Source organism: Micromonospora sp. DT201 (assembly GCF_049841575.1).
In the GTDB taxonomy this organism is placed as follows: Bacteria; Actinomycetota; Actinomycetes; order Mycobacteriales; family Micromonosporaceae; genus Micromonospora.
This window is the reverse complement of sequence record NZ_JBNCKP010000012.1, coordinates 59,380-80,878: the sequence shown is the minus strand read 5'-3', so window position 1 is coordinate 80,878 and position 21,499 is coordinate 59,380. Positions and strand designations below refer to the sequence as shown.

20 protein-coding genes are annotated in these 21,499 nt (G+C 68.5%); 9 read left to right on the top strand and 11 right to left on the bottom strand.

Features of this window, described 5'->3' with window-relative positions; genetic code table 11:
* Nucleotides 1–45: 45 nt before the first annotated feature.
* The 3 genes from ACLQ28_RS20205 to ACLQ28_RS20195 all read left to right on the top strand — a co-directional run bounded on the left by ACLQ28_RS20205 (nucleotide 46) and on the right by ACLQ28_RS20195 (nucleotide 2,849).
* The gene (locus tag ACLQ28_RS20205; protein WP_425687834.1) at nucleotides 46–432 is read left to right on the top strand and encodes a DoxX family protein; all 387 of its coding nucleotides are present in this window, start codon (nucleotides 46–48) and stop codon (nucleotides 430–432) included.
* A gap of 43 nt (nucleotides 433–475) precedes the next feature.
* Entirely contained in the window at nucleotides 476–1,672 is a 1,197-nt protein-coding gene (locus ACLQ28_RS20200) for an NAD(P)/FAD-dependent oxidoreductase (protein WP_425687833.1), read from the top strand.
* A gap of 280 nt (nucleotides 1,673–1,952) precedes the next feature.
* A complete protein-coding gene (locus ACLQ28_RS20195; RefSeq protein WP_425687832.1) occupies nucleotides 1,953–2,849 on the top strand; it encodes an RNA polymerase sigma-70 factor in 897 nt (298 codons plus the stop codon).
* Between the two features lie 182 nt (nucleotides 2,850–3,031).
* On the opposite strand, the gene ACLQ28_RS20190 is transcribed toward ACLQ28_RS20195, so the two are convergent.
* On the bottom strand, nucleotides 3,032–3,571 hold the full coding sequence (locus tag ACLQ28_RS20190; RefSeq protein WP_425687831.1) for a PadR family transcriptional regulator: 540 nt from the start codon (nucleotides 3,569–3,571) through the stop codon (nucleotides 3,032–3,034).
* Between the two features lie 82 nt (nucleotides 3,572–3,653).
* Between ACLQ28_RS20190 and ACLQ28_RS20185 the strand changes: the two genes are divergently transcribed.
* The gene (locus ACLQ28_RS20185) at nucleotides 3,654–4,481 is read left to right on the top strand and encodes an alpha/beta fold hydrolase (RefSeq protein ID WP_425687830.1); all 828 of its coding nucleotides are present in this window, start codon (nucleotides 3,654–3,656) and stop codon (nucleotides 4,479–4,481) included.
* Nucleotides 4,482–4,783: 302 nt separating this feature from the next.
* A complete protein-coding gene (locus ACLQ28_RS20180) occupies nucleotides 4,784–5,647 on the top strand; it encodes an LLM class F420-dependent oxidoreductase (protein WP_425687829.1) in 864 nt (287 codons plus the stop codon).
* A gap of 99 nt (nucleotides 5,648–5,746) precedes the next feature.
* Here the strand turns inward: ACLQ28_RS20180 and acnA are convergent, their stop codons facing one another.
* The gene (gene acnA, locus ACLQ28_RS20175) at nucleotides 5,747–8,290 is read right to left on the bottom strand and encodes an aconitate hydratase AcnA (protein WP_425687828.1); all 2,544 of its coding nucleotides are present in this window, start codon (nucleotides 8,288–8,290) and stop codon (nucleotides 5,747–5,749) included.
* A 94-nt stretch (nucleotides 8,291–8,384) separates the two neighbouring features.
* On the opposite strand from acnA, the gene ACLQ28_RS20170 reads away from it, so the two are divergent.
* Complete coding sequence (locus ACLQ28_RS20170) at nucleotides 8,385–9,074, top strand: GntR family transcriptional regulator (RefSeq protein WP_425687827.1); 690 nt, start codon at nucleotides 8,385–8,387, stop codon at nucleotides 9,072–9,074.
* Nucleotides 9,071–9,601, top strand: coding sequence for a GDSL-type esterase/lipase family protein (locus tag ACLQ28_RS20165; protein WP_425687826.1), 531 nt, complete (start codon nucleotides 9,071–9,073; stop codon nucleotides 9,599–9,601). The genes ACLQ28_RS20170 and ACLQ28_RS20165 overlap by 4 nt, the downstream gene beginning before the upstream one ends.
* A gap of 1 nt (nucleotide 9,602) precedes the next feature.
* Here the strand turns inward: ACLQ28_RS20165 and ACLQ28_RS20160 are convergent, their stop codons facing one another.
* The 8 genes from ACLQ28_RS20160 to ACLQ28_RS20125 are packed head-to-tail and all read right to left on the bottom strand — an operon-like array spanning nucleotide 9,603 to nucleotide 17,670.
* Nucleotides 9,603–10,634: an isocitrate/isopropylmalate dehydrogenase family protein gene (locus ACLQ28_RS20160; RefSeq protein WP_425687825.1), complete on the bottom strand. Its 1,032-nt coding sequence runs from the start codon at nucleotides 10,632–10,634 to the stop codon at nucleotides 9,603–9,605.
* A gap of 35 nt (nucleotides 10,635–10,669) precedes the next feature.
* Nucleotides 10,670–11,488, bottom strand: coding sequence for a hypothetical protein (locus ACLQ28_RS20155; RefSeq protein ID WP_425687824.1), 819 nt, complete (start codon nucleotides 11,486–11,488; stop codon nucleotides 10,670–10,672).
* On the bottom strand, nucleotides 11,485–12,318 hold the full coding sequence (locus ACLQ28_RS20150) for an ABC transporter ATP-binding protein (RefSeq protein ID WP_425687823.1): 834 nt from the start codon (nucleotides 12,316–12,318) through the stop codon (nucleotides 11,485–11,487). The genes ACLQ28_RS20155 and ACLQ28_RS20150 overlap by 4 nt, the downstream gene beginning before the upstream one ends.
* Entirely contained in the window at nucleotides 12,315–13,103 is a 789-nt protein-coding gene (locus ACLQ28_RS20145) for an ABC transporter ATP-binding protein (protein ID WP_425687822.1), read from the bottom strand. The genes ACLQ28_RS20150 and ACLQ28_RS20145 overlap by 4 nt, the downstream gene beginning before the upstream one ends.
* Before the next feature lie 3 nt (nucleotides 13,104–13,106).
* Entirely contained in the window at nucleotides 13,107–13,958 is an 852-nt protein-coding gene (locus ACLQ28_RS20140; protein ID WP_425687821.1) for an ABC transporter permease, read from the bottom strand.
* Nucleotides 13,955–14,908 (bottom strand): ABC transporter permease, encoded by a 954-nt coding sequence (locus ACLQ28_RS20135; protein WP_425687820.1) that lies wholly within the window; start codon nucleotides 14,906–14,908, stop codon nucleotides 13,955–13,957. The genes ACLQ28_RS20140 and ACLQ28_RS20135 overlap by 4 nt, the downstream gene beginning before the upstream one ends.
* A complete protein-coding gene (locus tag ACLQ28_RS20130; RefSeq protein WP_425687819.1) occupies nucleotides 14,909–16,543 on the bottom strand; it encodes an ABC transporter substrate-binding protein in 1,635 nt (544 codons plus the stop codon).
* A gap of 8 nt (nucleotides 16,544–16,551) precedes the next feature.
* On the bottom strand, nucleotides 16,552–17,670 hold the full coding sequence (locus tag ACLQ28_RS20125; protein ID WP_425687818.1) for a C45 family autoproteolytic acyltransferase/hydolase: 1,119 nt from the start codon (nucleotides 17,668–17,670) through the stop codon (nucleotides 16,552–16,554).
* A gap of 166 nt (nucleotides 17,671–17,836) precedes the next feature.
* On the opposite strand from ACLQ28_RS20125, the gene rocD reads away from it, so the two are divergent.
* Both rocD and ACLQ28_RS20115 read left to right on the top strand, forming a co-directional pair.
* Nucleotides 17,837–19,033 carry an ornithine--oxo-acid transaminase gene (gene rocD, locus ACLQ28_RS20120; RefSeq protein WP_425687817.1) on the top strand — a complete coding sequence of 399 codons (1,197 nt, stop codon included), beginning with the start codon at nucleotides 17,837–17,839 and terminating at the stop codon, nucleotides 19,031–19,033.
* 32 nt (nucleotides 19,034–19,065) lie between these two features.
* Entirely contained in the window at nucleotides 19,066–19,992 is a 927-nt protein-coding gene (locus ACLQ28_RS20115) for a MurR/RpiR family transcriptional regulator (RefSeq protein ID WP_425687816.1), read from the top strand.
* Nucleotides 19,993–20,069: 77 nt separating this feature from the next.
* Here the strand turns inward: ACLQ28_RS20115 and ACLQ28_RS20110 are convergent, their stop codons facing one another.
* Nucleotides 20,070–21,248: a MalY/PatB family protein gene (locus ACLQ28_RS20110; RefSeq protein WP_425687815.1), complete on the bottom strand. Its 1,179-nt coding sequence runs from the start codon at nucleotides 21,246–21,248 to the stop codon at nucleotides 20,070–20,072.
* Nucleotides 21,249–21,499 lie beyond the last annotated feature (251 nt).

Below are 21,499 nucleotides of genomic sequence, written 5' to 3'. Positions count from 1 at the left end.
GGCGGTGTCTTGAGGCCGAGCCCGTAGGAACGAAAGGAAAACCCTATGAACCTCACACTGTGGATCGCCGCCGGACTGCTCGCCCTAGTCGCCCTCGGCGGCGGCATCAGCAAGACGTTCGTCCGCAAGGAGAAGCTGGAAAAGCGCGTCGCCTCGGGATGGGTCAAGGATGTCAGCCCTGGCTTCGTCAGGGCCCTCGGGGTTCTCGAACTCCTGGCCGCGGTTGGCCTGATCCTGCCCGCCGTGGTCGACATCGCACCGGTCCTGGTACCGGTGACTGCTGTCTGCATGGTCTTGCTGATGGCCGGCGCGGTAATCACCCATGTGCGCTACCACGACGGCACCAAGGTCGTGGTGGTGGTCTCGATCTATCTCGTGCTCGCAGCATTCATCGGGTGGGGCCGCTTTGGTCCCGAGGCCTTCACCGGCTGAACGAGCCCGCTGAGGCCGAAGCTCTCGAAACGAAGGAGACAACATGACCGGGAACACCGACGTCGTCGTGATCGGCGGCGGATACGCCGGCGTCATGGCGGCCAATCGCCTGACGCAGCGCGACGACGTGACAGTGACTCTGATCAACCCGCGTCCGGCCTTCGTCGAGCGGATCCGCCTACAGCAACTGGTGGGCGGGTCCGACGACGCGGTTGTCGACTACCCAGATGTCCTGGGCGAGGCCGTTCGGCTGGTGGTCGACACCGTGATCGATATTGACGCGGCCGGGCGCAGCGTGACGTTGGCGACGGGCGCCACGATCGGCTACGACTACCTGATCTACGCGGTGGGCAGTGGCAGCGCCGACCCGGGCGTGCCCGGAGCGGCCGAGTTCGCCTACCCGATTGCCAGCCTGGAGGAGGCGCAACGGCTGCGACCGGTCGTCGACGCCGCTCCCACAATGGCCCCGGTAACGGTTGTCGGCGCCGGCCCGACCGGCATCGAGACCGCCGCCGAACTGGCGGAGGAAGGCCACACAGTGACCCTGGTCTGCGGCGAGGTACTCGGCCCGTACCTGCACCCGAAGGGCCGACGCTCGGTTGCCAAGCGGCTGGCCAAACTCGGTGTGACCGTACTCGAAGGCCCCGACACGGAGGTGACGGCCGTGACGCGCGATGCCGTGCAGCTCAGCGGCGGCCGTGAGCTGCCGAGCACGGTGACCATCTGGACCGCCGGATTCGGCGTGCCGGACCTGGCCGCGCGCAGCGGGCTGAGCACCGACGCCTTGGGCCGCCTGCTCACGGACGAGACGTTGACGAGCGTGGACGACGTACGTATCGTCGCGGCCGGTGATTCGGCGGCACCGTCGGATCTGCCGTTCCGGATGAGCTGCCAGGCCGCCACGAGGATCGGCGCACATGCCGCCGACACGGTGCTGGCCCGGATCGCAGGTGAGCAGCCCGGGCCCATCAACCTGGGTTTTTTCGGCCAGTGCATCAGCCTGGGTCGTCGCGCCGGCATCTTCCAGTTCGCCTCCAAGGACGACACCGCGAATAGGTTCTACCTCGGAGGCCGCCCGGGCGCGAAGCTTAAGGAGTTCGTTTGCAAGCACACGCTTAAGCATCTGGCGGACGAGGCACGCAAGCCCGGCTCGCTCACCTGGGTCAAGGATGACGAGCGCCAGGAGTTGCTGCGGGCCAAGCGCGGCGAGGCGCCGGCCACCGCCGAACGGGCGGCCTAGCCAGGCATTCGTGGCCGGTCCGGTCGATCTGGGCTGCATGTCGTGAGGCGGCGCCCCTTATTGCGGGCGCCGCTGCACGCATGCGTTCATCGGCGGCCCTTTGAGCAACGGATCGTCGGCAGCTCGGGTGTCACAGCCGTGTGCCGGGTGGTGTCCCATTCTCGATCGCAGCAAACGGGTGGTCAGATCGAACGGCTACCAACGAAATGGACCTTGTGTGGATGCACGTTTGAATGCCTTCGGCAACCAGGGGCCGGCCGTGAAGGAGAGGGATCGAGAGATGAGCGACCACGCCGATGACTCGGCGACCGAGACTTTCGTCGCCCACCGCAACCTGCTTTTCACCGTCGCATACGAGATGCTCGGATCGGCGGCCGACGCCGAAGACGTCCTCCAGGAAGCCTGGCTGCGGTGGGTCAAGGTCGACGTCGGACAGGTGCGCGACCAGCGCGCCTACCTGGTCCGGATCACGACCCGACTGTCGCTCAATCGGCTGCGCACAATGAGGCGCCGCAGGGAGGCGTATGTCGGCTCCTGGCTGCCCGAGCCGCTGCTCACCACGCCGGACGTGGCCGAGGACGTCGAGCTCGCCGAGAGCGTGTCGATGGCGCTGATGATCGTCCTCGAGAGGCTCTCGCCGACCGAGCGTGCCGTCTTCGTGCTGCGCGAGGCCTTCGGAATCGGCTACGACGAGATCGCGGCCGCCGTCGGCAAGAGCCCAGCGGCCGTGCGCCAGATCGCGCACCGCGCCCGCCAGCACGTCGACGCCCGTCGCCCTCGCGAGGTGGTCTCCCCGAGCGAGACCCGGGCGGCTCTGGGTGCGTTCCAGCGCGCGGTCGAAACCAGGGACTTACAGGGCCTCCTCGACGTACTCGCCCCTGACGTCGTCCTGGTGGGCGACGGCGGCGGCGTCAAGCAGGCCGCGCTGCGCCCTATCACCGGCGCTGAGAAGGTGGTCCGCATGTTCTTCGGTGGTCTAGGCAAGGTCCAAGGCACGCTCACCGGTGAACCGACCGTGGTCAACGGCAACCCGGCACTCCTCGTACGCCTGGACGGCGAGCTCGACGGCGTCATGGCAATCCGCCTCGAGAACGCCCGAATCACCGGCCTCTACTACGTCCGCAACCCGGAGAAACTGACCCGCATCGAAGCCGAGACCCCGCTCACCCTGCGATGAACACCGGTCGCGGAATAGCCCCCTGGGATCAGGTGCAACGCCGGTCGCGAGCAAACGATGCCAGGCCTGTTCCGGGTGAGGAAGATCGTGGCCGGGCACCCGGCATGGCGGCACCTACGTGACAGCCCGAACGGCCGGCGTGCCATATCAGCGGCAGGACCGGCATGGGTACGCCGGTGCGCTTAGTCGCCTGTGGCGGATGCTTCCAGTTGCTCTAGGGCCCAGCGGGCCCATTCCTGCTGTGCTTGGTAGCTACGGATGCCGTATTCGATGGCCAGTCGGCCGAAGCGCAGCCGGCCACGTGGGTGCGCTTCGGCGTCGGCCGCAGCGGCGATGTCGATGAGTTCGGCGTGCCCTGTCTCGGCGTCGGCGAGGTAGCCGCGAACGAGTTGGCGTGCCTCGTCGGTGGTGAGAGTGGACAGCAGCGACATGCGCAGCACTTGCTCGTCGCGCACGGCGCGGGCGGAGGCGGGGGCCAGCAGCCAGGCGCGGAGTTCCGCCCGGCCCAGATCGGTGATCGTATAGGTCCGGCGACCACGAGCACCCTGCTCGCCGACGGCGATGAGGTCGTCGTCGGCCATCCGGTTCAACTCCGGATAGACGTGGCTTTGCCGGGCGGTCCAGACGTACTTGTGCAGCGACTTCTCGAAGCGTGCGGTCAGGTCATAGCCACTGGCGGGACCGTCTTCCAGCAATCCGAGCAGGGCATGGCGCAACGACATGCCGCCAGTCTGACACCTCCAGCTTGACAGGTACAACTGTAGGTGTCAGATTGGGGTGCTTTCGTCGCCACAAGGAGTTCCTATGACCGCCACCCCCATCCTGTTCGTCCACGGCTTCTGGCACGCCGCCTGGTGCTGGACCGAGGCTCTCACCCACGTGGCCCGTGCCGGACGCATCGGGTCCGCCATCGACCTACCCGGCCACGGCCTGCGGGCCCGCCGCCCAGCCGCAGCGACCGCCGGTCCCTTCGACCCGCAGGCGCTGGTCAACACTCCGTCCCCCGTCGCCGGCATCGACCTCGACGAGGCCAGCGACTTCCTGGTGGAGCAGATGAAGCACCTGGGCGGCGGGCGTCCGGTCACCGTTGTCGCGCACAGCATGGGGGGAACAGTGCTCACCCGAGCGGCACAACAGGCGCCGGAACTTGTCTCCCGCGCGGTATACCTGGCCGCCTTCATGCCGGCGTCGGACACCCCGGCGCTCGCGCACGCGCAGACCCCGGAACTGTCCCAAGCGCTGCGGGCCGATCCGGCGGCGGTCGGGGCACTGCGCCTCGATGTCGGCTCGCCCGATCCCAGCTACCGTCAGGTGTTGCGCGACATCTTCTACGGCGACGTCGACCCGATGCTGGTTGACGCGGCGATCTCGCTACTCAGTCCCGACGCCCCAATCAGCATCGCCCTGGGCTCGACCACGCTCACCGACGACGGCTGGGGCTCAGTCCCGCGCACCTACATCAAGACCGACAGGGACGTAGTGATCCCTCCCGCCGTGCAGGAACGGTTCATCGCCGACGCCGATGCGGCCTTCCCCGGCAACCCAACGCATGTGCTAGGACTCGACGCGTCACACTCGCCGTTCCTGTCGATGCCTGACCAGGTAGCCAACATCGTCTGCGGACTCGTCTAATCACGATCGCGAGCCGGAAACACGGGTCGGCAGATCGGGGTCACACCGTCGGTGGAACGCGTAAGCGGCCGGACGCCTGGCAGGCAGAGCTGCCGCCGCCGTGTGCGCCGACGGCGGGCCGTGACAGCGTCTGCGAAGCTCCCTAAGGGAGGACCAAACTCGGATGGTTTCCCAGCTGCACCAACTGCTCCTGGAACTGATCCCGGGGCGCGAAGAAGAGCCTGTCCGCCGCCTGGGCCAAGGCACTACTGGCCACGGTGCGGCGTCGCGCTCTTGTAGGAGTTGATGCGTAGTGTTCCGGTATGGCACAACGACTCGTCAGCGTATGGCAACCGTTCTTCCTTGTCAGCGAGAGCCAGGGCGCGGCCATCGATGCCGCGACCGAGTTGGAGGAGCTCGGCTATTCACGGCTCTGGTTCTCGGGCGGCTTCGGCGAGAACGTGGCCCCACGCTTCCGGGAGATCCTGGACGGGACCAAGCGCATCGGGGTCGCATCGGGGATTGTGAGCATCTGGCACTCGTCGCCCCCCGAGGTGGCGGCGTTCGCCCAGGACGCGGAGCGGGCCCATTCCGGCCGGTTCCTGCTCGGTCTCGGCGCCAGCCACGCTGTGCTGGTGGAGGGCAGCGGCACAACCTATCGCAAGCCGTACTCGAAGATGGTGGAGTATCTCGACGCTCTCGACGCGGCCGGGCTCCCTCCCGAGCGGCGGGTCCTGGCCGCACTCGGCCCGCGGATGCTCGAGCTCTCCCGCGACCGTTCAGCCGGGGCGCACCCGTACTTCGTTCCTGCTGAGCACACCGCCGAGGCCCGAGCGGCACTCGGGCCTGACCGACTGCTCGCCCCCGAGGCCGCGGTGGTCCTCGACTCGGACCCCACCACCGCACGCGCCACCGCGCGGCAGTACACGAGCAGATACCTCGCGCTGCCGAACTACACCAACAACCTGCGGCGATTCGGCTTCACCGACGAGGACTTCGCCGCAGGCGGCAGCGACCGCCTCGTCGACGCCCTGATCCCCTGGGGCACGGCCGAGAAGGTCGCGGCAGGGCTGGAGAAGCACTACCAGGCCGGCGCGGACGAGGTGGCGATCCAGGTACTCAACGGCGGCGACGCCACGACATTCCCCGCCGACGCGTTCCGCGCTCTCGCTGCGGTCCTGATCTGACCTACCGTGCGCAGGCAGCAACGACATTGATCTGCGACAGCTCACAGCGGCCACCGCGCCGCCCCGGACTCGAGAGGCGCCGCGGTTGTCAAGGAGGGCTCAGATCGTGCCGGCCAGACGCTGCGAGACCAGCTTCAGGATGCCCCCGCTGCGGTAGATCTGCTGTTCCCGGGTGGTGTCCAGCCGGACGACGGCGTGGAACTCACGCTCGTCCGCCTGCACCGTGATGGTCGACGCGAATTCCATCGACGCCAGACCACGGATGGTGATCACCTCGCGCCCGGTCAGTCCGAGTGTCCGAGCGTTCTCGCCCGGGAGGTACTGCAGGGGCAGCACTCCCAGCCCGATCAGGTTCGCGCGGTGGATGCGTTCGAACGATTCGGCCAGGACGGCGCGAACACCCAACAATGCGGGGCCCTTCGCGGCCCAGTCGCGGGAGGACCCGGTGCCGTACTGCGCGCCGCCGAGCACGACCAGGGGCACGCCCGCGTCGCGATACGCCATGGCGGCGTCGTAGACAGTGCGTACCTGCCCGTCCTCGGCGAGACTCAGCGTGTAGCCACCCTCGATGCCCGGCACGAGTTGGTTGCGGAGCTGGGCGTTCGCGAACGCGCCCCGGACCATCACCTCGTGGTTGCCGCGCCGGGAGGCGTACGTGTTGAAGGCGAACCGCCCCACCCCACGGTCGGTGAGGTAGCGGCCGGCCGGCGAGTCCACCGGGATTGCTCCCGCCGGCGAGATGTGGTCGGTGGTGGTCGAGTCACCCAGCATCACCAGGACCCGCGCGCCTTCGATGTCCGGGACGGGGTGCGTGACAGGTCCATCCGCGAAGGGCGGACGCCGTAGGTAGCTGCTCGCCGGATCCCACGCAAACCGGTCGCCGTCGGCCTGACCGAGGCCCTCCCACCGGGCGTCGCCGGTGTAGACGGCTCGGTATGCCTGGCTGAACATCTCCGGTGTCAGCACCGAATCAATGATCGTGGTGACCTCGTCCGGTGTGGGCCAGAGGTCGCTGAGGAAGACCGGCGTCCCGTCCGGGCTGTGACCGACAGGTTCGCTGGTCAGGTCGGTGCGCATGGTGCCGGCGAGCGCGTACGCGACCACAAGTGGCGGCGAGGCGAGGTAGTTCAGGCGGGTGTCAGGGTTGATCCGCCCGGCGAAGTTCCGGTTGCCGGACAGCACTGACACCGCGGTGACGCCCTTGTCCCGTACGGCCTCCTGGAGTTCGCCGACGAGCGGGCCGGACGCGCCGATGCACGTCATGCAGCCGTACCCGGTCAGGTGGAAACCCAGCTCCTGGAGGAAGGGGGACAGCCCGGCAGCATCGAGGTAGTCGGTCACCACCCGCGAACCGGGTGACAGGGTCGTCTTGACCCACGGTTTGCTCGTCAGCCCGCGTTCGACGGCGTTGCGCGCCACCAGGGCTGCGGTGACCATCAGCCGCGGGTTGGAGGTGTTCGTGCAGGACGTGATGGCCGCGATGCCCACCACGCCGTGCTCGTCGCCGAAGCGACCCTCGGATGCCAACTCGGCGTCGAGCGCCGACGCTGCTGCGGACAGGGTGATCCTGTCCTGTGGCCGGCGCGGCCCGGCCAGCGACGGCAGCACGCTGCGCAGGTCGAGTTCGACGACCTCGGTGTAGTCGGCGACGGAGTCCGGCTGGTGCCAGAGCTTCTGCGCCTTCGCGTACGCCTCGACGAGCGCCACCTGCTCGGCGGGCCGACCGGTGAACCGCAGGTACCGGATGGTCTCCTCGTCGATTGGGAAGTAGGCGCACGTCGACCCGAACTCCGGGCTCATGTTCGCGATGGTCGCGCGGTCCGGCAGCGACAGTCGACGCACTCCCTCGCCGTGGAACTCGACGAACGCGCCGACGACGCCGTGCGCACGCAGCTTCTCGGTGATCGTGAGGACGAGGTCGGTCGCGGTCGCGCCGACCGGCAGCGCGCCGGTCAGGCGTACGCCCACCACCGGCGGCAGCAGCATGGTGACGGCCTCGCCCAACATCGCCGCCTCGGCGTCAGTGCCACCGATGCCCCACCCCAGCACGCCGAGCCCGTTCACCATGGTCGTGTGCGAGTCGGTGCCGAGGCAGAAGTCGGGGAACGCCCAGTCGCCGTCGGTCATCACCACCTGTGCCAGGTGCTCCAGGTTGACCTGGTGCATGATTCCTTTTCCCGGCGGGACAACATCGAGGTTGCGCATCGAGGCCTGCGCCCAGCGTAGGAAGCGGTAGCGCTCGGCGTTGCGCTCGTACTCCACGTCGACGTTGCGCTCGAAGGCCGCCGAGGTGCCGAACACCTCCGCGATCACCGAGTGGTCGACCACGAGCGCGGTTGGTATCAGAGGGTTGATCGCATCGGCGCGTTCGGCGACGTCCCGCATCGCCGCGATGTCCGCCAACAGGGGCACTCCGTTGGTGTCATGCATGAACACCCGTGCCGGACGCAGGTCGACCGCTGTGGCGAACGACCGCTCCGATCCCCACTCCACCACCGCTTCGAGCTGGCTGCGGGGGACGCGATCGCTGTGGCGCAGCAGGTTCTCCAGCAGGATGCGGATCGTGTAGGGCATCCGGGACGTCACCAGGTCGGCGATCCCCGCAATCCGGTAGCGGTGTGGCCCGACAACCAGTTCCGACATCCCTGCCCCCTCCACCTGAAGCTTATAATCTGAAGCCTATTTGATCTAGGTTGCGGGCTGGGCCAGGTGAGACCGAGACAACAGGTTATAACCTGTGTCCGACGGAGGGAGCGTCAGCGTGGTGGCCGACATCTACACAACCAAGAGCGACTTGGCGTACGCCCTGGTACGCGACAAGATCCTCACCAACGTGTACGGCCCCGACACGGTGCTCAACCAGGCCGCCCTGGCGCGGGAGCTGGGCATCAGCACCACTCCCCTGCGGGAGGCGCTACGGCGGCTCAAGTCGGAAGGCCTCGTCGAGCTCGACGCCCACCGCGACGCACGGGTGACCGGCCTGTCCGCCGAGGAGGCCCGGGACCTGCTGGAAATGCGCCGGGCGCTCGACCCCCTGGCCGCCGCACTCGCCGCGGAGCGACGAGCCACGTCGGACATCGCCGCGATGCGTGCCGCGTACGACCGGCTCAGGCCACTGCCGGACCGTCCCGACCCGGCCGATCTGGCGGCACACCGCGAGTTCCACCGCGCCATCTACACCGCTTCGCACAACGAGGTGCTCATCGCGACCCTCGACGGGCTGTGGGACAAGGCCGACCGCTACCGCCTCGTCGGTCTCCGGGACAGACGCGACCAGCCCGAACGCGACGAGACGTCGGCCGAGCATCGCGCCATGCTGGAGGCGGTCATCGCCGGCGACGGCCACCTCGCCGCGACGGTGCTGCGTCAGCACATCCGTGGCAGCCTCGGCGCCAAGGCGTTGTCCAGCCTGAGCGGCTACGCATGACCCAGGTGATGCTGTTCGGCGACAGCATGTTGGCACGCTTCACCAAGCCGCACATCCAGCGGCTGGAGCATGAACTCGCGCCGGACACGACCGTGTTCAACTGCGCCGCCGGCGGCTGGGACAGCTCAGACGGGGCCGCCCGTGCCGCCCACCTCGGTCGGCTGAACTGGTCGGTCGTGGTGCTGTCCTTCGGCGCGAACGACTGCGCGCCGTGGAAGCGCGTACCTCTCGACCGCTTCACCTCGAACATCGCGACGATCCTGTCGGCACTTGGCAGCGCCCGACCGGTGGCGTTCCTGCCGCCGTCGATCCGCGAGGTGGACCGGCCCGGCCTCGGCATGCGGACCAATGACGAGCTGGACGCGTACCGGGACGTGCTACGGGCGGCGGTCGGGCCCAAGGCCAGCCTGGAGACCGGCGCGCACATCGGCGAAAGCGGGCTGGAGGCCGACGGCCTGCATCTCACCTCGGCCAGCTACCGGCAGTTGATACCCGCGCTGGCACGGGTCGTGTCAGCACGAATGTGAGTCACCCCAGCGCCGTGAGCACCGCGTCGGTGGTCGACCTGGTGCCACTCGCCGCGGTCCCGTCGGGGTTCAGTCTGACGCTGCCGTCGCGCAGTGCCGCACGGACCGCGCCACGGATCCTGTCGCCCGCCGCCCGTTCACCGAGATGGTCGAGCAACATGGCGGTCGCCAGGATCTGACCCAGCGGGTTGGCGCGGTCCTGGCCCGCGATCGTGGGCGCGCTGCCGTGGATCGGTTCGAAGTAGGCGTGTGAGTCGCCGATGTTGCCACTGGGGCAGAGCGCGATGCCTCCGACCGTGCCGCCGCCGAGGTCGCTGAGGATGTCGCCGAACAGGTTCTCGGTAACGATCACGTCGAAGTGCTCCGGTGCCAGGACCAGCGCCTGCGCGGCGGCGTCCACGTACAGGCACTCGGCCTCGATGTCCGGGTACTGCTCGGCGACCTCAAGGAACACGCTGCGGAAGAAGTACATGCTGCGCAACACGTTCGCCTTGTCGACGCAGGTGACCCGGCGGACGCCATCAGCCGGCGCCCCGGACCGGCGGGACGCCAACTGGAAGGCGAAGTGGGCGATGCGCTCACAGCCGGCCCGCGTGACCAGAAGGGTGTCGGTCATCGCGTGGGCGTTGCCGACACCCTTGCCGCGCGAGGCGTAGAGCCCTTCCGTGTTCTCCCGGACGATCACGTAGTCGATGCCGTCGTCGACCCGCAGAGCCGATCGCACGCCCGGCAGCAGGGTGATCGGCCGGACGTTGGCGTACAGGTCGAGGCCGTTGCGCAGGATCCCACCCAGCAGGCCGGCTTCGGTGCCGTCGGCCTGCCGGACGTCCGGCAGGCCGACCGGCCCCTTGAGGGTCGCGTCGGCCTCCCGGATGACGGCCAGTCCGGCGTCGGACATGGCGAAGCCCTCGGCACGGTACGCGCCGGCACCGGCCTGGACGTCGACGAGTTCGATCGGGAAGTCGGCGACGGCGTCGAGCACCGTGAGCGCCGAGTCGACCAGTTCGGGGCCGATGCCGTCGCCTCTGATCACGGCGACGCGGTACGTCCTCACTGTCACCGGAGCCGCTACCTCGCGATCAGGTCGCCGAAGAACTGGCGCACCGTGGGCAGGACGCCCATGCCCCGGTGGCCCACGCCCTCGACGAGGTCGAACTTCACGGCGATGCCATTGGCCTCGAAGTTGCGTCGCAGGGTCTGCAGACGCTCGATCCGCGTCAGGCCGGTCTTCTCACACCCGTCCATCCAGTTCGAGTCGCCCGGGTTGTTGATCTCGAACGTATCGTCGTCCTCGCTGCCGACCACCATGTGCACGGGCACGCGTCGTATCGCGGCCAGGTCGATGGGCTTGCCGAAGCGCTGCTCGAACTCCTTGGTGCCCAGCCACCACGGCAGTGAGTCGTCGAGCTGGGTGATCCGACCGGGCGCGCCGATCGACGCCGCGGCGAGTCGGTCCGGGTGCAGGAAGAGGAATCGGTGGGTGAACTGGCCTCCGCCGGAGAATCCGTGCAGGTAGAAGCGGTGGGCATCCACCGGGTAGCGGGCCGCGACCTCGTCGATGATGGTCAACAGCATGTGGTCGAAGCGGATGCCCCGGTAGGAGATGAACTTGAAGTTGTGCACGTCGTCCGGGTCGATCAGGCCAGCCGGGAAGATCGGCGCCAGGATCACGGCGCCGTGCTGGTCAGCGAAGTCGCGCATCGCGGTCCGGTACTTCTGCGCCGTACGGCCGGTGCCGTGCTGGATCACCACGAGCGGGGCCAACCTGTCGCTCGGCAGGTCGAGCGGGACGTGGAGGCAGTAGTGCAGCCGTTGGTCCACCTGGGACGCGACGACCGGCGTGGAGCCGTGGGTGTAGAGCACGCTGGTCATGTCAGCCTTTCTCATCGATCGTGAACTACTGCGAACGCGGCGCGCAGTTCGGCAACCCGCTCGGGACGCCAGCCGGGCCCGGGCGCGGACGACAGAAGCATCTCGGTGTACGGATGCTGTGGCCGGCGGAGCACGTCGGCCGTCGGTCCCTGTTCGACAGCTTGTCCCCGGTACATCACCAGGATGGAGTCGGTCACCTTGCCGACCACGGCGAGGTCGTGCGAGACGAAGATCAGGCTGACCCCGGTACGCGCCCGGATATCCGTGAGCAGAGCCAGGATCTGTGCCTGCACCGACACGTCCAACGCCGATGTCACCTCGTCGAGGACGAGCACCGCCGGCTCGACAGCGAGCGCCTTCGCGATCGCGACCCGCTGCCGTTGGCCACCGCTGAGCTGGTGTGGGCGGGACGCGAGCAGCCGCGACTCCAGCCCGACCGAGTCCATCAGCTCGGCGATCCGCGCGTCGACTGCGGAGCTGTCCACCTGGTGTCGGCGCAGGACGTCGCGCAGAGCGGCCTCGACGGTCAGCCGCCGGTCCAGTGAGCCGTACGGGTCCTGGAAGACCATCTGGACTTCCTTGGCCCGCCGTAGCCGCGCGGATCGGCCCCGTTCGCGCCACTCCCGGACGCGCCCCTCGAACTCGATGGTGCCCGCGTCCGGACGGGTCAGGCCGACCAGCATGCGGGCCAACGTGCTCTTTCCCGACCCGGACTCGCCGACCACGCCGATCGCGTCGGCCTTTCCGAGGCGGAAGCTCAGGTCGTCGACGGCGACAATCCCCGTGGTACGGCGGGTGGCGTCGAATGCCTTGCGCAATCCGGTCACGCGGACGACGTCGGTCATGGCCGCACCTCCACCGGGTCGCGCTCGGGAAGCACCGGCACGGCGTCTGCCAATGCCCTGGTGTACGGCTCGGTGGGATTGGCGAAGATCTCGCTCCCCTTCTGATGGTTCACGATGGAGCCGTCCTTCATCACGTAGACGCGGTCGCAGTATGCGGCGGCGAGGTGCAGGTCGTGCGTGATGAACAGGACGCCCATCTCCCGTTTCCGCTGCAGACGCCGCAACAGGACCAGCACCTCGGCCTGTGTCGTCACGTCGAGCGCCGAGGTCGCCTCGTCGGCCAGCAGCAGCCGGGGCGTGCTGCTCAGCGCCGCCGCGATCACGACTCGTTGCAGCATGCCGCCCGACAGTTGGTGCGGGTAGCACCGCAGCAACCGCTCGGTGTCCTTGAGGCCGACCTCGACGAGTAGCTCGGCGATCCGCGTACGGGCCTCGGCCCTGGCCATCCCCTGCACGTGGACGAGTCGCTCGGTGGCCGAGTCGCCGATGCGGCGTACCGGGTTGAGCACCGACCGGGGGTCCTGGAAGATCATCGCGGCCGTGGTCCGGCGAACCTGCCGCACCATGGCGGGGTCGGTCATGTCGTTGCCGCAGACCGTGACGCCGCCGGACGTCCGCGCGCCCGATGGTACGAGTCGCAGCGCCGCGCGTGCCGTCGTCGACTTACCGGAGCCGGACTCCCCGACCAGGCCGACCGTCTCACCTTCGGCGACCTCGACCGACACGTCGCGCAGGATCTGGTGGTCCCGCACCGACAGGTTCAGATTCTCGATAGATAGCAGCATGTGTCAGGCCTTCACCGCGAGCTTGTCCGACAGCCGGACGCCGACGACGTTCGTGGCCACCACGACGACCGCGATCACCAGACCGGGGATGAGCGCGGGACCGACGATTCCCTGGATCACACCTCCGCGCCCCTCCTGGACCATGAGGCCCCACTCTGAGCTGGGTGGTTGTGCACCGAACCCGAGGAAGTTCAGCGCCGCCAGGCTCATCAGTCCTTCACCGAACAGCACCACCAGATAGCCGATGAGCGTCGGGAACAGGTTCGGCAGGACGTACCGGACGCACAGCTCGACGCTGCCGATCCCCTGCAACCGGTAGGCGTCGACGTACGGCCGGGCCATCTCCTCCAGCGCGATGGCCCGGGTGAACTTGGCGATGACCGGGGCGAACGCCAGGCCCATTCCGATCACGGCGGTCGCCGGGCCGCGGTCGAACACCGCGATCACGAGTACGACGAACAGCAGGCCGGGGAACGCGAACATCACGTCGGTGACCCGGGCCAGCACCGTGTCCACCCACCCGCGTTTCCAGGCGGCGACAGTGCCGATGAGCACGCCGACCGCCGTGGCGAACGCCAACAGCGCGATGGCGCCGAGCAGGCTGGGCCGGGCACCGTGGATCACCCGCGACAGGATGTCCCGGCCAAGCTGGTCGGTGCCGAACCAGTGCGCGGCACTCGGCTGCTGATACAGCGCCGAGAAGTCCGTGGCCGACGGGTCGAACGGCGCTATCCAGTCGGCCAACACCGCGGCGACCACCGCCAGGCCGAGGAGCCCGAGGCAGAGGTAGAACACCCACGGTGCCGCCTTGCGGGTCGTCGCCACCGCGACTGGCCCGTGCGCTTCGATGGTCATGATCGGTCACTCCTCGCCATTGTTCGAGGGTCCAACAGCGGATAGGCCAGGTCGACGGCGACCGTGACGACCATGTAGCCGATCACCATGTACAGCAGGATCGCCTGCACCACGGGGAAGTCGTGGGTGTTGATCGCGTCGACGAGCAGCTTGCCGACTCCGTTGAGGCCGAACACGCTCTCGATCACCACTGTCCCGGCCAACATGCCCGCCATGACCAGACCGCACATGGTGACGACCGGGCCGAGCGAGTTGCGCAGCACATGTCGTACGACGATCTGACGCGTCGTCAGGCCGTAGCTGCGCGCGGCCTCGACGTGGTCGAGCGTCTGCTGCTCCGTCATCGTCTGCCTGGTCACCCGACTGATCAGGGCGATCGAGCCGAGTGCGAGAGCGATGGCGGGCAGCGTCAGGTGGTAGAGGCGGTCGGTGAGTCCCGCACCGTCGCCGGCGACGGGGAACCATCGCAGCTGCACCGCGAACACCGCCACCAACACCAGGCCGATCACGAAGTTCGGCACCGAGTTGACGAACGTGGTGAACCCGGTGACGACCGAATCGAGGGCGCTGCCCCTGCGCAGTGCGGCGAGCACACCGAGCCCGACCCCGATCAGGACGAACAGCACCGAGGCCATGGCGACCAGGGTGAGAGTCATCGGTAGCCGGGACGACAACAGGTCGGATACCGGTTGCTGGTAGTACATCGACTGGCCGAGGTCGCCGTGCAGTACGCCCGTGGCCCACCGGGCGTACTGCGTCCACAACGGCTCGTCCAGGTGGTACTCGGCACGCACCGCGGCGATCTTGTCCGGCGTGAGGTTCTCGGGGTTGCCGATCAGGAACGTCACCGGGTCGCCCGGTGCGGCGTACATGCCCGCGAAAATCACGAACGAGCTGATGACCAGGGTCAGCACCAGGCCACCGAACCGCCGTAGGAGTGCCGTTGTCACTTATGCCCCCTTGGCTCCGAGGTCGGCCGCCCACGGGTAGTACCGGTAGCAACCGGAGGCGGGTACGCCGGTGACCTTGTTGCCGAGCACGACAGTGGACGGGCTCTGCACGACCGAGATCCACGGCATCGCTTCGGCCCAGCGGTTGGACAGGTCGATGGCCAGCTTGGCGCGCTGGTTGTCGTCCAGTGCCGCGCGGGCCTGCTGGACCAGGCCGTCGTACTGCGGGTCCTTGAGCAGCCACTGGACGGTCGACGTGGACGCGCCGTTCTTGTAGAACCCGATGGGGTCGTTCTTGGAGATGTAGTAGTCGTCGGTGAACAGGTCCGCCTTCTGCCGCACCTCCTTGCTGCTGTAGTAGTCGCCGTACTGCTGGGTGGGGATCTGCGCGATGCTCGCCTCGAGGCCGATCTTCTTGGCGGCGTCGACCAGCGCGTTGGCGATCACGTTGCGGGCCGGCGTGGTGTCACTGGCCACGATGATCGGCTGCTTGGTCGGCACCTCGGCGACGAGCCTCTTCGCCTCTGCGATGTCCTGCTCCGACGGGGTGGCCGGCGCGCCGGCCAGCTTGTCGTACGCGGCGCGGAAGGCATCGGCTTCGTAGCCCCAGGCACCGGGGCCGACCGGCTCCTTCGCTGGCGCTCCGAAACCGGCGAGCGCGGCGCGGGCGACGCCGTCGCGGTCGAGCGCGAGAGACAAGGCCTTGCGCAGTCGGACGTCACTGAGCGCGCCGCGTTCGGTCACCATCAGGCTCCAGACGCGGGTGTCCCGGCCCTGGCTGACCGTCGTGGTCCCGCTGGTCGCCAGGCGGGTCGCCGAGGAGATGTTCTCCAGGTACGCGCCGTCGGCCGCGCCGGTGACGAGGGAGTTGACCAGGGCGTCGTCGTCCGCCCAGCGGAAGGTGACCTTGCCGGCCTTGGCCACGTGGCTGGTGTCCCAGTACTTGTCGAACTTCGTCAGCACGACTTCCTGGCCGGATTTCCACGACTGGAGGCTGAACGGGCCGGAGCACGCGTCGGTGCCGTTCGGAGTGCCGTAGGCCTTGCCCTGCGGCTCCGCGACCTTGCGTTCCAGCACGACCCCGGCGTCACCGGCCATCGTCTGCAGGAACACCGCGTCGGCCGCCTTGAGCGTGACGGTGACCTGGTTGTCGCCGGTCTTGGCGATCGACGTGACGCCGTCGAACTCGTCGGACTCGTTGCCGCCGTCGGCGGCGTGCCGCTGCAGGCTCCAGACCACATCGTCGGCGGTCAGCGTGGCGCCGCTGTGGAAGCTCACACCGCTGCGGACGGTGAACACCAGCGTGTTCGGGCTCGTCCACTCGTACTTCTCGGCCAGGCCCGGCTTGATGGTCAGGTCCGGCTGGAGCTGCAAGAGGCGCTCGCAGACGTTCGCCATGACCAGGTCGCTGTTCACGCCGGCGGCGTCGTTGTCCAGGTCGAGTGTCGCCGGCTCCTTGGCCATGAACCAGGTCGCCTGGTCGATGGGACCCGCCGCGGCAGGGGTGCTGTCGACCAGCTTGACGTTCTGCTTGGCCTCGCTGGGTGTGACGGACGGATTGCCACACGCTGCGAGCATCGTCGCGGCGAGGCAGGGCACGGCGATGAGCCAGAGCCTTGTACCACGTCTGAGCATGACCTCTCCTACTCGTAAAGGTTGAAGGGCAGAAGTTCGTAGGGGTTCGTACAGGGCGTGCCTGCCGCGACGTAGTACTCGCCGGTGGTCAGGTCGACGCAGCTGGACAACAACGTCGACCACCGTCTGACCTCGGGCAGGCGCTCGTCGGGGTGCGCGCACAGGGAGTCGGGGTATCCGAGGTGGTCGGACATCGCGGCGTGCACGGCGGACCGCACGTCGGCGGGTTTCTCGGCGACGGCCGCCGCCGCGAGCCCTTGCCGCGCCCTGGGTACGCGCAGCAGCGAGTCCGGTGCCGTTGGCCGGTGCGTCGCGGCGAGTTGTGGGGGGACGAAGGCCTGGTAGTGGTTGCCGTGCACGAGCAGGCCCTCGGACGGGTATTCCCAGCCGATCGGGCCGGGGGTGGTCTCCAGGTCGATGGAGTAGCCCGATCGGTGCGTGAGCAGCGCGTTGCTCGCGATGTGCGCCTTGGTCTCGACCAGGATCCGCAGTGCGTCGGAGACACTCGACGAGTCGAGCACCAGTCGGCGGATCAGGGTCTGCGGGACACCGACGGAGGTGTCGAACCGGCCGCCGAGGCCGTTGGCGTTGAATGCCAGCCCTTCGGAGTTGGCGCCGTGCCTGCCGATCTGGCCGGCCTCGACCTGCATGATCAGCGTCGGCTTCGGTGGCTGCACGATCCGCAGGATCATCAGCGTCGGCGCGGCCTGGTGTCGCCAGTCCCAGTTCTGGCCGCAGTAGACATGTCCGTCGCCTGCCGCCGCGCCGGTGAGCGAAAACGACGTGCAGCCCTCGGTCTCGTCGGCCGGGCGGGCCGGGCCGAAGTCACGGTCATAGATGATTTCGCCACGGCAGTTGAGGGTGACGATCTCGGTCAGTGAAACGCCCGCTCCCTCGGCGATCCCGGCCATCTCCTCGTGGAGCTCGGGGAACCCGTCGGCGATCAGTCGCTGCCACGGGCGGGCCCGCTCGAGCACCTCGGCCCAGGTGAGGCCGCACTGGTGCTCGAACGCGCGGGCGTAGTACGCGATGGCGTCGGCGATCAGGTCGGCCGCGGCGTGCCCGTACTGCGTGCCGCGGTTCAGCGCTGACGTACCGGAGATCTCGATCGTCCTGAGACTCGCCATCGGCGGAGACGCCCCTTCGGTCGTGGGAACCGTCCTGTAGCGACTACTACAAGGCACCCGATCTGTGCAGTGTGGGCTACACTGTAGCAACGACTACGCGTTAGTCAATGCATGAAGTTTCTACTACGACCGCTCCCCCGTCATCCGGCATGAACAGGAGTCCCCCATGACTGCGACAGCCGACGAGATCCAGCGCGCCGAAGCCAGCACCGCGCACAACTACCGTCCACTCCCGGTCGTCCTTCGCGAGGGCCACGGCGCCTGGGTCACCGACATCGAAGGAGGGCGCTACCTGGACATGCTGTCCGGATACAGCGCCCTGAACTTCGGGCACACCGACCCCGAGCTGCTCGCCGTCGCGCACGACCAGCTCGACCGGCTGACCCTCACCAGCAGGGCGTTCCACAACGACCAGCTCGCCACCTTCTGCACGGAGTTGGCCGAGCTCGCCGGGATGGAGATGGCGCTGCCGATGAACACCGGCGCCGAAGCCGTCGAGACCGCGATCAAGACCGCGCGGAAGTGGGGCTACCAGGTCAAGGGCGTGCCGCCGGGCCAGGCGAAGATCATCGTGGTGGACGGCAATTTCCACGGCCGGACCGTCACCATCGTCAGCTTCTCCGACGACCCCAAGGCGACCGCCGAGTTCGGCCCGTTCACGCCCGGCTTCGTCCGGGTCCCGTTCGGCGACGGGGACGCCCTGCGGTCAGCCATCGACGACAACACCGTCGCCGTCCTGCTCGAACCGATCCAGGGCGAACGCGGTGTCGTCCTCCCGCCGCCGGGCTATCTGCGGACGGTCCGCCAACTGTGCACCACTCACGGCATTCTGATGATGGCCGACGAGGTCCAGTCCGGGCTCGGCCGCACCGGCAGGACGTTCGCCTGCGAACATGACGAGGTCATGCCGGACCTCTACATCCTCGGCAAGGCCCTCGGCGGTGGCATCCTGCCCGTGTCCGCCGTCGTCTCCCGACGCGATGTGCTCGGCGTGTTCCGGCCTGGCGAGCACGGCAGCACGTTCGGCGGAAACCCGCTCGCCTGTGCGGTCGGCACCGCCGTCGTCCGGCGTCTGAAGACCGGCGAGCCGCAGCGACGTGCCGCCGAACTCGGCACGGTCTTCGCGGACGTACTCTCCGATCTGCCCGCCGCCGAGGTGGCCGAGGTCCGGACCATCGGCCTGTGGGCGGGTCTCGACCTGGCCACGAGGGACGGTCGCGCGGTCTGCGAAGACCTGCTGCGCAGAGGAGTCCTCGCCAACGCCGCCCATGGCCGCACCATCCGACTCAGCCCGCCACTTGTCATCTCGGAGGAGGATCTGCGCTGGGGTGTGGAACAGCTTGCCGCGATTCTGACTGACTGACCGTGAGTAACGGCTCCTGCTACCTTGTGCCGGTGACTACAGGCGAGCCCCAGGACGAGGCCGCATTCGCGGGCAAGCTGGCCAGCCTTTCCCTCGCGGAACGGATCACCGCCCGGGTGGCCACGATGAGCAAGGCCGAGCGTCGGGTCGCCGAGTTTCTGCGTACACACAGCTCCGAGGCCATTTTCGCCACCGCGCAACAAATCGGCGCGGCCACTCAGACCAGTGACGCGACAGTGGTGCGCACGGCCAAGACTCTGGGCTATTCGGGCTTGCAGGAATTGCGGCACAGTCTCGGCAAACAGGTGGTCGCCGCGACCAGCCCGCTGGACCAACTGCGTAAACGCCTGGAACGGCCCGGCTCCCAGTCGACAACTCTGCTGTCGCAGGTGATCGCCGAGGCGACCGAGCGACTCGCCGAGACCGCCCGACGAATGGTCGACGCCGACTTCGGTCTCGCCGTGGAGGCCATCGCCGGTGCCAGGGAGGTCATCGGCATCGGTGTCGGGCCGTCCGAGCTGACCGCGCGTTATCTCGCCCTGAAGCTCAACCGGATGGGCAGGCACGCGCGCTCCACCGGCGAGACCGGGTTCCGCCTGGCCGACGACCTGCTCACCGTCACCGGCGATGACACGCTGGTGCTGTACTGGCCCAGCCGGCTGCGCGGCGAGATGGAGGTCGTGCTCGACCACGCCGAGGCCGTGGGCGCGCGCACGGTTCTGGTCTCGGACTCGCTCGGTCCGCTGATCGGCGACCGGGTGAGCGTCGCACTGCCGGCCGCCCACTCGCCCGGAGACATCGTGAGCGAAGGAATGACCACTCAGGTGCTCACCGATGCTCTCGTGGCGGGAGTACGCGCACACGACGAGGAACGCGCGACGAGCGCCCACGAACTGCTGACCGACCTACGCTCCTCGCTCAGCCAGGTCAACGGCCCGAGCCTGCGGAGTCGCGGCTGAGGTCGTGCAGGTCGAGCGCGTGAATCCCCGGAGCGCGCCCGGCATCCGGCTGAGGTGGTGGCACGACACGTGGCTTCTCAGGCGACGGCGGTGGCCATCCGGCGTACCGCCTCGGTGATCAGCTCCGGTGCGGTGGCCAGGTTCAGCCGGACGTGGCCGCCACCGCCGGTGCCGAAGGCCGGTCCGGAGTTGAGCGCCACCCGGCCACGGTCGAGGAACACGGCGGCGGGGTCGTCGCCGAGGCCCAGGGCGCGGCAGTCGAGCCAGGCGAGGTAGGTGGCCTGACCGGGGTGGTAACGGATGGCCGGCAGGTGCTCGGCGAGCAGCGCGGCGAGGAGCCGACGGTTGTCGTCCAGACCGGTCAACAACGCGTCGAGCCACTCGCCGCCGTCGCGGAAGGCTGCGGTATGGGCGATCACGCCGAGGTGGCTGGTGCTGTCGCTGACCTCGAACGGAACGCGGGCGAGGTCTCCGGCCGCGTCGGGGCCGGCGATGAGGAGCGCACCGCGCAGGCCGGCCAGGTTCCACCCCTTGGAGGCAGACATCAGCGACAGGCCGTTCTCGGCGCCGGGCACCGAGAGGTACGGCACGAACCGCGCTCCCCCGAGCACCACCGGGGCGTGGATCTCGTCGGCGACAACCCTCACCCCGTGCCGTTCGGCCAGACTGGCGACGGCGGCCAGTTCGTCGGCGGTGTGCATGACGCCTGTCGGGTTGTGCGGGCTGCACAGCAGGTACGCCGCTGGCCGCCCACCGACCCGGGCCTGCCGGAAGGCGTCCTCCAGGATGTCGAGATCGATGCGCAGGTCACCGCCGAGCGGCGCCTCCACAATCCGGCGACCGGCGTGCGCCACGAACTCGTAGAACGGCGGGTAGACCGGGCAGTTGACGACCACCGCGTCTCCCGGCTCGGTGACCAGCCGCAGGGCCTCGACGACGCCGTGCATCACGTCGGGCACCAGCGCGGTGCGTTGCACTGCCAGCCCGTTCCAACCCCAGCGCTGCCGGGCGAACTCCGCCAGCGCCTGCGGGTACGCCGTACCGGCGGTGTAGCCGGTGTCGCCACGCACGACGGCGTCGGTGATCGCCCGCGCGACCGGGTCGGCCAGCGGCACGTCCATCTCCGCCACCCACAGCGGCAGCACGTCGTCCGGGTACTCCCGCCATTTGAGGCTCGTCCGTTGCCGGAGCTGATCGATCGTGAGCTGGCGAAGGGGATTCGCCGTGTCTCGGGCACCACTGAGCACACCAGTCATCGCCGAAGCCTATTCGGGGTCACCGAGCCGCGGTAGGGCTGAGTCCAGGCTCCAGGCGGCTTCCCAGACCGGCGCGGTGATCGGGCCGGCCACGTGCCATACGTGTCGGCGGTTGCACACGCCCGCACGCCGGACCAGGTGTCAAAGTGTGCGCCGCCTGCGCAGCGGACACCGAGATACGGTCACCGTAGTAACGTTTCAACAAGGCGACGGCGGCTGACCGACTTGAGTAATCTGTCGCGCGGAGATGA

Excerpts from the sequence above, each read along its gene's own strand:
- ACLQ28_RS20200 (WP_425687833.1), top strand. The coding sequence starts at position 476 with ATGACCGGGAACACCGACGTCGTCGTGATCGGCGGCGGATACGCCGGC.
- ACLQ28_RS20185 (WP_425687830.1), top strand. The coding sequence starts at position 3,654 with ATGACCGCCACCCCCATCCTGTTCGTCCACGGCTTCTGGCACGCCGCC.
- ACLQ28_RS20150 (WP_425687823.1), bottom strand. The coding sequence starts at position 12,318 with ATGACCGACGTCGTCCGCGTGACCGGATTGCGCAAGGCATTCGACGCC.
- ACLQ28_RS20130 (WP_425687819.1), bottom strand. The coding sequence starts at position 16,543 with ATGCTCAGACGTGGTACAAGGCTCTGGCTCATCGCCGTGCCCTGCCTC.
- ACLQ28_RS20190 (WP_425687831.1), bottom strand. The coding sequence starts at position 3,571 with ATGTCGTTGCGCCATGCCCTGCTCGGATTGCTGGAAGACGGTCCCGCC.
- acnA (WP_425687828.1), bottom strand. The coding sequence starts at position 8,290 with ATGTCGGAACTGGTTGTCGGGCCACACCGCTACCGGATTGCGGGGATC.
- ACLQ28_RS20155 (WP_425687824.1), bottom strand. The coding sequence starts at position 11,488 with ATGAGAAAGGCTGACATGACCAGCGTGCTCTACACCCACGGCTCCACG.
- ACLQ28_RS20205 (WP_425687834.1), top strand. The coding sequence starts at position 46 with ATGAACCTCACACTGTGGATCGCCGCCGGACTGCTCGCCCTAGTCGCC.
- ACLQ28_RS20140 (WP_425687821.1), bottom strand. The coding sequence starts at position 13,958 with ATGACCATCGAAGCGCACGGGCCAGTCGCGGTGGCGACGACCCGCAAG.
- ACLQ28_RS20195 (WP_425687832.1), top strand. The coding sequence starts at position 1,953 with ATGAGCGACCACGCCGATGACTCGGCGACCGAGACTTTCGTCGCCCAC.
- ACLQ28_RS20165 (WP_425687826.1), top strand. The coding sequence starts at position 9,071 with ATGACCCAGGTGATGCTGTTCGGCGACAGCATGTTGGCACGCTTCACC.
- ACLQ28_RS20180 (WP_425687829.1), top strand. The coding sequence starts at position 4,784 with ATGGCACAACGACTCGTCAGCGTATGGCAACCGTTCTTCCTTGTCAGC.
- ACLQ28_RS20125 (WP_425687818.1), bottom strand. The coding sequence starts at position 17,670 with ATGGCGAGTCTCAGGACGATCGAGATCTCCGGTACGTCAGCGCTGAAC.
- rocD (WP_425687817.1), top strand. The coding sequence starts at position 17,837 with ATGACTGCGACAGCCGACGAGATCCAGCGCGCCGAAGCCAGCACCGCG.
- ACLQ28_RS20110 (WP_425687815.1), bottom strand. The coding sequence starts at position 21,248 with ATGACTGGTGTGCTCAGTGGTGCCCGAGACACGGCGAATCCCCTTCGC.
- ACLQ28_RS20145 (WP_425687822.1), bottom strand. The coding sequence starts at position 13,103 with ATGCTGCTATCTATCGAGAATCTGAACCTGTCGGTGCGGGACCACCAG.